The organism is Streptomyces adustus, from assembly GCF_009377175.1.
GTDB lineage: Bacteria > Actinomycetota > Actinomycetes > Streptomycetales > Streptomycetaceae > Streptomyces > Streptomyces adustus.
Window position 1 is genome coordinate 18,862 of the sequence record NZ_VJZD01000122.1, and the last position, 8,829, is coordinate 27,690.

Annotated in this window: 5 protein-coding genes; 3 read left to right on the top strand and 2 right to left on the bottom strand. The window is 72.8% G+C overall.

The features are described from left to right. Positions 1-2: 2 nt before the first annotated feature. Both FNH09_RS26495 and FNH09_RS26500 read right to left on the bottom strand, forming a co-directional pair. Positions 3-707 carry a class I SAM-dependent DNA methyltransferase gene (locus FNH09_RS26495; protein WP_152892298.1) on the bottom strand — a complete coding sequence of 235 codons (705 nt, stop codon included), beginning with the start codon at positions 705-707 and terminating at the stop codon, positions 3-5. Between the two features lie 162 nt (positions 708-869). Further along, positions 870-1,073: a cold-shock protein gene (locus FNH09_RS26500; RefSeq protein ID WP_037627265.1), complete on the bottom strand. Its 204-nt coding sequence runs from the start codon at positions 1,071-1,073 to the stop codon at positions 870-872. A gap of 297 nt (positions 1,074-1,370) precedes the next feature. Here FNH09_RS26500 and FNH09_RS26505 point away from each other — a divergent pair, with 297 nt between their 5' ends. The 3 genes from FNH09_RS26505 to FNH09_RS26515 all read left to right on the top strand — a co-directional run bounded on the left by FNH09_RS26505 (position 1,371) and on the right by FNH09_RS26515 (position 8,755). Continuing rightward, positions 1,371-2,219: an MqnA/MqnD/SBP family protein gene (locus tag FNH09_RS26505; RefSeq protein ID WP_162469129.1), complete on the top strand. Its 849-nt coding sequence runs from the start codon at positions 1,371-1,373 to the stop codon at positions 2,217-2,219. A gap of 82 nt (positions 2,220-2,301) precedes the next feature. Beyond that, positions 2,302-4,059: a serine/threonine-protein kinase gene (locus tag FNH09_RS26510; protein ID WP_152892300.1), complete on the top strand. Its 1,758-nt coding sequence runs from the start codon at positions 2,302-2,304 to the stop codon at positions 4,057-4,059. A 97-nt stretch (positions 4,060-4,156) separates the two neighbouring features. Next, positions 4,157-8,755, top strand: a complete 4,599-nt coding sequence (locus tag FNH09_RS26515; RefSeq protein ID WP_152892302.1) for an FtsK/SpoIIIE domain-containing protein — start codon at positions 4,157-4,159, stop codon at positions 8,753-8,755. Positions 8,756-8,829: the final 74 nt, after the last annotated feature.

An 8,829-nucleotide genomic window follows, 5' to 3' on the forward strand; every position in this document is an offset into this window, starting at 1 on the left:
GGTCACTCCGAGGCGCTCGCCGCCTCAGCCGCCGCCCGAGGCTTGTCGGCGATGAGGAAGGCCTGCGGGACCGACTCCTGGAGCGCGGGGTCGGGCTCGCGTACCGTCCGCGAGCGCAGGGCGAAACCTGCGTCCGCGAGCAGCTCGGCGATCTGTTCGGGCCGTCGCCGCCGGAAGTGCAGCGACACGGGGTGTCCCCAGGGCCGGTCGTGGTGGCGTGGCTCGTCGCCCACCTGGAAGGCGATCAGCAGATGCCCGCCGGGGGCCAGGACGCGGTGGAACTCCGCGAACAGGTCGGGGAGCCGGTCCAGCGGCGTGTGGATGGACGAGTACCAGCAGAGCGCTCCGGCGAGGGTGCCGTCGGCGAGGTCCAGGTCGAGCATCGAGCCCTGCTCGAAACGCAGCCCCGGATTCTCCCGGCGGGCGATGGCGAGCATCGACTCCGACAGGTCGAGGCCGAACACCGAAAGACCCAGCCGGGCGAGGTGCCCCGTGGTCCGGCCGGGCCCGCAGCCGAGGTCGGCCACCGGACCGCGATCGCCCACGAGTTCGGCGTACACGCCGAGGATCGCCCGCTCCAGCGGCCGGCCGGCGAGCTCCTCGCGGAAGCGGTCGGCGTAGTCCTCGGCGACGGCGTCGTAGAAGGTGCGGGTGGCGCCGAGGAAGTCGGTGTCGGGTGCGGGGGGTGCGGTGGCTTCGGAGGTCATGGCCGAGGACCGTAGCGGGTGCCACCGACAGCCGGACCGGTCGGCCGTGAGCGGGGCGCGCGATCCGGACAAAGGCAGGAGCCCCGTCGCCGGATGGCGCGGGGCTCCTTGGGTACTGCTATCTGATCCGAATCAAAGCTTCGGGCTCGAAGAGCCTAAGGCTTAGAGCGGGGTGACGTTCTCCGCCTGCGGACCCTTCGGGCCCTGGGTCACGTCGAAGGAGACCGACTGGTTCTCCTCGAGCGAACGGAAACCGTTGGCGTTGATCGCGGAGTAGTGGACGAAGACGTCGGGGCCTCCGCCTTCCTGGGCGATGAAGCCAAAGCCCTTTTCGGCGTTGAACCACTTCACGGTTCCGGTAGCCATAAGCCCTCCTTGGGCCCAAAGGGTCGCCCTGCTCCAGAACCTGCAAGTGTGAAAACTGTGCCGCACAACTGCATACGTCTGAAAACGACTAGAGCCCGCGGTCACATGCTCCGCAGGCTCTGTACTGCAAGGGAAACCAAACTGCAACTTGCGGCGAGCCTAGCACGCGGTAGGCCGAAAGCAATAGAGGTCAAGATCACGTCACTCGGACGTTTGAAGCCGATCGGATGAGGTTGACAAATCGTGCCATCGGGGGGTGCCCGCGGACCGTCCCACCCCAGGGTCTAGCCTCCCGATGTGGACATTCCTCGCACCCGGCCGCGTGTCGGCCACATCCAGTTCCTCAACTGCCTGCCCCTGTACTGGGGGCTTGCGAGAACAGGCACGCTTCTCGACTTCGAGCTGACCAAGGACACCCCGGAGAAGCTCAGCGAGAAGCTGGTGCAGGGCGACCTCGACATCGGGCCCATCACCCTCGTCGAGTTCCTCAAGAACGCGGACGACCTGGTCGCCTTCCCGGACATCGCCGTCGGCTGCGACGGCCCGGTGATGTCCTGCGTGATCGTCTCCCAGGTGCCGCTGGACCGGCTCGACGGCCGCCGGGTCGCCCTCGGCTCGACCTCGCGCACCTCGGTGCGCCTGGCCCAGCTGCTGCTGGCCGAGCGCTTCGGCGTCCAGCCGGAGTACTACAGCTGCCCGCCCGACCTGAGCCTGATGATGCAGGAGGCGGAGGCCGCGGTCCTGATCGGCGACGCCGCGCTGCGCGCCAACCTGCTGGACGGCCCGCGCTACGGCCTGGCCGTGCACGACTTGGGCGCGCTGTGGAAGGAGTGGACGGGCCTGCCGTTCGTCTTCGCGGTCTGGGCGGCCCGGCGGGACTATCTGGAGCGCGAGCCGTTCATCACGCGCCGGGTGCACGAGGCGTTCCTCGCCTCCCGCAACCTCTCCCTGGAGGAGGTCGGCAAGGTCGCCGAGCAGGCGGCCCGCTGGGAGGCCTTCGACGAACAGGTCCTGGAGCAGTACTTCACCACGCTCGACTTCCGCTTCGGCGACCCGCAGCTCGCGGCGGTCACGGAGTTCGCCCGCCGGGTCGGCCCGACGACCGGCTTCCCGGCGGACGTGAAGGTGGACCTCCTCCAGCCGTAGAGCGCCTGTACGGCGGTAGGGACCGCAGACGGCGGTTGCGCACTAATCTGCTGCTGTGTCCTACGGGGGAGAGGCGGACATCATGCAGCCGCTCGCAGCCGACGAGCCCACTGCCGTCGGGCCCTACCGCCTGCTCGGCCGGCTCGGATCCGGCGGGATGGGCCGGGTCTACCTGGGCCGCAGCGCCGGTGGCCGCACGGTCGCGGTCAAGATCGTGCACCCGCACCTCGCGCTCGACGAGGAGTTCCGCGCCCGCTTCCGGCGCGAGGTCGACTCCGCCCGTCGGGTCGGCGGCGCCTGGACCGCCTCGGTGCTGGACGCGGACCCGTCCGCGCCGGTCCCCTGGGTGGCGACGGCGTACGCGGCGGGCCCCTCCCTGGCGGCCGCGGTGGCGGACGGCGGCCCGCTGCCCGAGCACTCAGTACGGGCCCTGACCGCGGGCCTCGCCGAGGCGCTGGCCGCGGTGCACGACCTGGGCCTGGTGCACCGGGACGTGAAACCGTCGAACGTCCTGCTCACCCTCGACGGCCCCCTCCTCATCGACTTCGGCATCGCCCGGGCGACCGACGGCACCGCCTCGCTGACCTCGACCGGCGTCTCCGTCGGCTCACCCGGCTACATGGCGCCCGAGCAGATCCTCGGCGGCGGCGTCACCGGCGCCGCCGACGTCTTCTCGCTGGGCGCGGTCCTCGCGTACGCGGCGACCGGCGAGCCGCCGTTCCCCGGGGACTCCTCGGCCGCGCTGCTGTACAAGGTCGTCCACGAGGAGCCGCGTCTGGGCGATCTGGAGGGCGACCTGCGCGCGCTGGCGCTGGAGTGCCTGGCCAAGGTGCCCGGCGACCGTCCGGAACCCCGCGAGGTGGCCCGGCGGCTCGCACCGGACGGCGCGGCCCGGCTGATGGCGGGCGGCTGGCTGCCGGGCCCCCTGGTCGAGCAGGTCAGCCGCAGCGCCGTACAGCTGCTGAACCTGGAGGCGACCCAGGCCGCGGAAGCGGTCCCGTCGGGGCCGGTGGGCTTCAGCAGCGCCTCGGTGGAGGCGACGGCCGCGCCGGGCGGGTTCGGGCCGCCGCCCGTGATGCCGCCGCCCGCGACACCGCCGGGCGAGCGGACCCCGGCCGGGCCCGCCGCACCGCCGCTGCCCGGACCGCGCGACGCCCACCCGGACACCGCCCCCGCGGCCGCACCGGCAGCGTCGTCCCCGGCCCGTCCCGGCAAGGTCTCCGTGACCGTGGCGGCGACCTCGGCGCCGGGGGAGCGCGGCCGCGGCCGGCGGGTCAGCTGCACGCTGGCCCTCGCGGTGGCCGGGGCGCTGGCCGCGGTGACGGTCGGCTCGGCGTTCGTCCTCGACCTGCTGCCGGACGGCGGCCACGACACGTCGGCGAGCAGCGACAGCTCCCACTCGGCCGCCGCCACCGCCCGGGCGACACCGTCCGACGGTCGGTCGACGCCCTCCGTCGGCGCGTCGGCCCCCGCCGGGACCGCCACCGGCACCGTTCCCGACCGCTACCTCGGCACCTGGGAGGGGCAGGGCAGCGGTCTCGACGGCACCGTGCCCATGGGAACCTTCCGGCTCACCGTCCGACGGGCCTCCGTGGGCCAGGAGTTGGGCAGGGTGCGGCAGACGGACCTGTTCGGCGGGGTCTGCAACGACATCCTCACCCTGAAGTCGGTGACGGCGACGGAGATCGTGGCGACGTCCGTGGGCGCCAAGGGCAACCACGACGGCTGCAACCCCGCCGCGCACACCGTCCGACTCGCCTCCACCGGCGACGACTTGACGTACACCTCGGACAGCTCGGCAGAGGGGAACCCGGTGGCCCGCATGTCGAAGGTCGAATAGCGGAACGGCTGTTGTCCCCGCTGTTCCCCCGTCGCCCGCCAACGCCCCGACTGTCACTACTGTGTCTGCGGAAGCGAAGACGGGGAGGACGACCACCATGCGGATGCTGGTCACGCTCGTGCACGAAGGCGGTGAGCCACAGGACGTCGTCGTCACTGCGGACGACACGGCCACGGCCGGCGATGTCGCCGAGGTGCTGGGAACGGCCGTAGGACGGGCCGCCCCGCCACCGGGCGGCATGCCGGGCAACGTCGTACCCATGCGCGGTACGGCACTGGCCCCGCCGCCCGGCTACGGGACGGCGGTGACCGGCGCGCTGTCCCTGTGGGCGGACGGCGTGCTGTGCGACCCGGCGGCCCCGGCGGCCGGTGTGCTGCGCGACGGGATGCGCATCTCCGTCGACGACGCGATAGGCCCGCTGCTGCGCAAGGGCGAGCCGGTCGGGCAGTACGAGTTGAGAGTGGCCGGCGGTCCCGCCGCCGGACGGGTGGTCCGGCTGGGCGTCGGCGTGGCCACGGTGGGCTCGGCGCCGACCTGTTCGCTGCCCCTGCCGGACCCCACGCTGCCGCCGGTCGCGCTGCGGCTGACCGTCGACGTCCAGGGCAACACCACCCTCGCCGCGGAGGGCGGGGCCGAGGTCCTGCTCGACGACGAGCCGGTGACGGGCGGTGGAGCGGGAACGGCCGCAGCCGCCGGAAAGTCGGGCAAGGCGGCCAAGGGAGCCAAGGCGGGGGCCGTCGGCAGGGCGGGCGGCGCGGCCGGTACGCCGTGGCCGCTCGGTGGCGTCGTCCGGGTCGCCGACTCGCTGCTCGTGCTCGACCGGGTGGCCCAGCCCGACGCCCACCTCTCCGCGATGAGCGAGGGCGGCCTCGCCTACAACCGCCCGCCCCGGCTGAACCCGCTGCGGCCCCGGCGGCGCATCGTCGTACCGCTGCCGCCGTCGAAGAACGAGCGGGCGCGGTTCCAGTTCATCATGGCCTTCATCCCGATGCTCTTCGGGCTGACCATGTACTTCGTCACCAAGCAGATCTACATGCTGCTGTTCTGCGCGATGAGCCCGCTGATGATGATCGGCCAGTGGTTCAGCGAGAACCGCGAGGGCAAGAAGAAGCACAAGACCTCCCTCAAGCAGTACAAGAAGGACCTGGCCGAACATCAGGTGGAACTGGCCCAGTTGGCCAAGGAGGAGCAGCGCGGCCGCCGCGAGGACAGCCCCGACCCGGCCGAACTCCTCCTCTTCGCCACCGGCCCGCGCCGCCGCCTGTGGGAACGCCGCCTCACCGACCCGGACGCCATGCAGCTGCGCGTCGGCGTCGGCGGCCTGCCCTCCGACGTCGAGATGGTCATGGGCCGCGGCGGCACCTCGTACGACGAGGAGACCCCCGAACCGCCGGTCCTGCCCGACGTCCCGGTCACCCTGCCCTTCGCCCGGCTCGGCGTCGTCGGCATCGCCGGCGACCGGGCCCGCGCCCTGTCCACCGCCCGCTGGCTGAGCGTGCAGGCCGCCGTCCTGCACAGCCCCCGCGACCTCTCCCTCGTCTCCCTGTCCGCCACCCCGGCCGCCGGCGCCGACTGGCACTGGGCGCACTGGCTGCCGCACACCGACCCCGACCAGGGCCAGGACTGTGTCGCGCTGGTCGGCTTCGACTCCGAGGGCATCACCCGCCGCGTCAACGAACTGCTGGGCGAACTCGCCCGGCGCAAGGCGGCCCGCGAGCAGAACAACATGATGGGCCAGCTCTACCCGGACCCGAACATCCTCGTGGTCCTCGACGGCGCCCGCCTGCTGCGCCGCGTCCCGGGCGTGCCCCAACTCCTCACCGAGGGACCGCAGCACGGCATCATCGCCCTCTGCATCGACGAGGACGAACGACTGCTCCCGGAGGAGTGCAAGGCCGTCGTCGCCTGGTCCCCGGACGCCGCCCACCACGTCCGCGTGCGCGGCTACGGCATGGAGGGCGTCGGCGACATCCTCGCCGACCAGGTCACCCCGGAGTGGTGCGAGCTGCTGGCCCGCTCCCTCGCGCCGGTGCGCGACGTCAGCCGCGACGACGCCGACAGCGCCCTGCCCACCGCCGCCCGGCTGCTGACCCTGCTCGGCCTGCCCGACCCGACCGGCGCGGACGTGGAACGGATCTGGCGGGCGGGCGGCTCGACGACGTCCGCGCCGGTCGGCATCGCGGCCGACGGCCCCTTCGTCCTGGACATCCGCCGCGACGGCCCGCACGCGCTGGTCGCGGGCACGACGGGTGCCGGCAAGTCGGAACTCCTCCAGACGATCATCGCCTCGCTGGCCATGGCCAACCGGCCGGACGCCCTGAACTACGTCCTCATCGACTACAAGGGCGGCAGCGCCTTCATGGACTGCGCCCGCCTGCCGCACACCGTCGGCATGGTCAGCGACCTCGACGCCCACCTCACCGAACGGGCCCTGGCCTCGCTCGCCGCCGAACTCCACCGGCGCGAACGGATTCTGTTCGACGCCGCAGCCAAGGACATCGAGGACTACAACGACACCCGCAAGCTCCGCCCCGAGCTGGAGCCGATGGCCCGACTGGTCCTGGTCATCGACGAGTTCGCGTCCCTGGTCAACGAACTACCCGACTTCATCGTCGGATTGGTCGACATCGCCCGCCGAGGCCGTTCGCTCGGCGTCCACCTCGTGCTGGCCACCCAGCGCCCGGCGGGCGTGGTGAGCGCCGACATCCGGGCCAACACCAACCTCCGCATCGCCCTGCGCGTCACGGACGCCGCCGAGTCGACGGACGTCATCGACGCCCCCGACTCCGGCGCGATCGCGAAGTCGACCCCCGGCCGCATGTACGTCCGCTCCGGCGCCCAGTCCCTGGTCGGCGTGCAGTCGGCCCGCATCGGTGGCCGCCGCCCGGCCACCGGGCAGACGGGCCCGAAGGCGACGCTGATCCCGTTGCAGTGGAACTCCTACGCCCGCCCCCTGCCCAAGCGGGACGAAGCCGAGGACGACGGCACGATGGTCACCGACCTCGCGGTCCTCGTCGACGCGGTGCGCGACGGCGCGCAGCGGATGGGCTTCGGCGAGCAGCGCAGCCCCTGGCTGCCGCCACTCGCGGAGCTGGTGACCCTGGCGGAACTGGAGGCGTACGGCACACCGGGCGGTGCCCCTGCGGGGGAGAGCGCCGGTGGCCCGGCGGGCGCGGACGTGGCGCCCATCCCGTACGGCCTGATCGACCTGCCCGCGAAGCAGAGCCGCAAGCCGCTCTCCCTGGACCTGGTGCACGGCGAGCACACCCTGCTCCTGGGCGGCGCCCGCTCGGGCCGCTCCACCGCCCTGCGCACCCTCGCGGGCTCCCTGGCCCGCTCGACCTCCCCGCACGACGTGCACGTCTACGGCATCGACTGCGGCTCCAACGCCCTGCTGCCCCTGATGCGGCTGCCGCACGTCGGCGCCGTCGTCACCCGCGACGAACCCGACCGGGTCCGCCGGCTCATCGACCGACTACTGGCGGAGATCGCCCGACGCCAGCAACTCCTCGCGCTGGAAGGCGCGTCGAGCGCGGCCGAACAGCGCGCCACGGCCGCCCCGGAGGACCGTCTGCCCTGGATGGTGCTGCTCCTGGACAGCTGGGAGGGCTTCGCCTCCACCTTCGAGGCCTACAACTACGGCCAGTTGCTCGAAGCGGCCCAGCGGATCTTCCGTGAAGGTTCCGCGGTGGGCCTGAAGGTCGTCATGACGGCCGACCGCAGCGGGCTCAGCGGCCATGTCTCCTCCGCCTTCGCCGACCGGCTGGTCATGCGCTTCGCCGACTCCAACGACTACTCCACGGCAGGCCTCCAGGCCCGCGAGGTGCCGAAGAACATGCCGCCCGGCCGCGCCCTGCGCATCACCGACACCGGAGTGGACGAGACCCAGATCGGCCTGCTCGCGGCCGAACCAGCGGGCCAGGCCCAGGTCAGGGCGCTGCGCGAGATCGCCGAGGAGGCGCGTACCCGGCACGGCCGCATCCCGGCCGCCCGCCGGCCGTTGCGCGTGGACGCCCTGCCGACCCGCATCACGGCGGCCGAAGCCCTCGCCCTGGACCCGGACTTCACCCCGCCCTCGCCCCTGTGGGCCCTCGTCGGCGTCGGCGGCGACGAACTCCACCCCATCGGCATCGACCTGGAGGAGAACGGCCCCGGCTTCGTCATCGCCGGACCCCCGAAGTCCGGCCGCTCCACCCTGCTGCTGGCCGCGACCGAGTCCCTGCTGCGCTCGGGCACCTCGGTGGTCCTGGTCGCCCCGCGCCGCTCGCCGCTGCGCGACCTGGCGGGCCGGGACGGCGTCCTCGGACTGCTCAACGCCGACAGCCGGGAGGACGACCTGGAGGAGTTGACCAACGCCGCCCCGAACGGCTCCTACGTCGTCGTGGTCGACGACGCCGAACTCCTCTACGACACACGCCTCGACGAGGCCCTGGAAGCCGTGGTCCGCAAGGGCGCCGACGGGGGCATCGGCCTTCTCGCCGCCGGTGCGACCGACAGCCTCTCCGGCCAGTACCGCGGCTTCTCGGTCGAGGCCCGCAAGTCCCGCAACGGCCTGCTGCTGACCCCGCAGTCACCCTCGGAGGGCGAGCTCTTCGGTATCCGGCTGCCGGCCAACAGCGGCGGCGGCCCGGCCGGCAGCGGCCTGTTCGTGTCCGGCGGCTCCTACATGCCGGTGCAGGGTGTCATGAACGGCTGAGCACGCCTGTCCCCTTTTCGGGTGGTGTACGTCAGTGAACGACCGGGGCGCCCGGCCCGGGATCCGCAGATCCC

Bases quoted from the DNA above. Each gene is read 5' to 3' on its own strand.
- FNH09_RS26495 (WP_152892298.1), bottom strand. From the start codon at position 707: ATGACCTCCGAAGCCACCGCACCCCCCGCACCCGACACCGACTTCCTC.
- FNH09_RS26500 (WP_037627265.1), bottom strand. From the start codon at position 1,073: ATGGCTACCGGAACCGTGAAGTGGTTCAACGCCGAAAAGGGCTTTGGC.
- FNH09_RS26510 (WP_152892300.1), top strand. From the start codon at position 2,302: ATGCAGCCGCTCGCAGCCGACGAGCCCACTGCCGTCGGGCCCTACCGC.
- FNH09_RS26515 (WP_152892302.1), top strand. From the start codon at position 4,157: ATGCGGATGCTGGTCACGCTCGTGCACGAAGGCGGTGAGCCACAGGAC.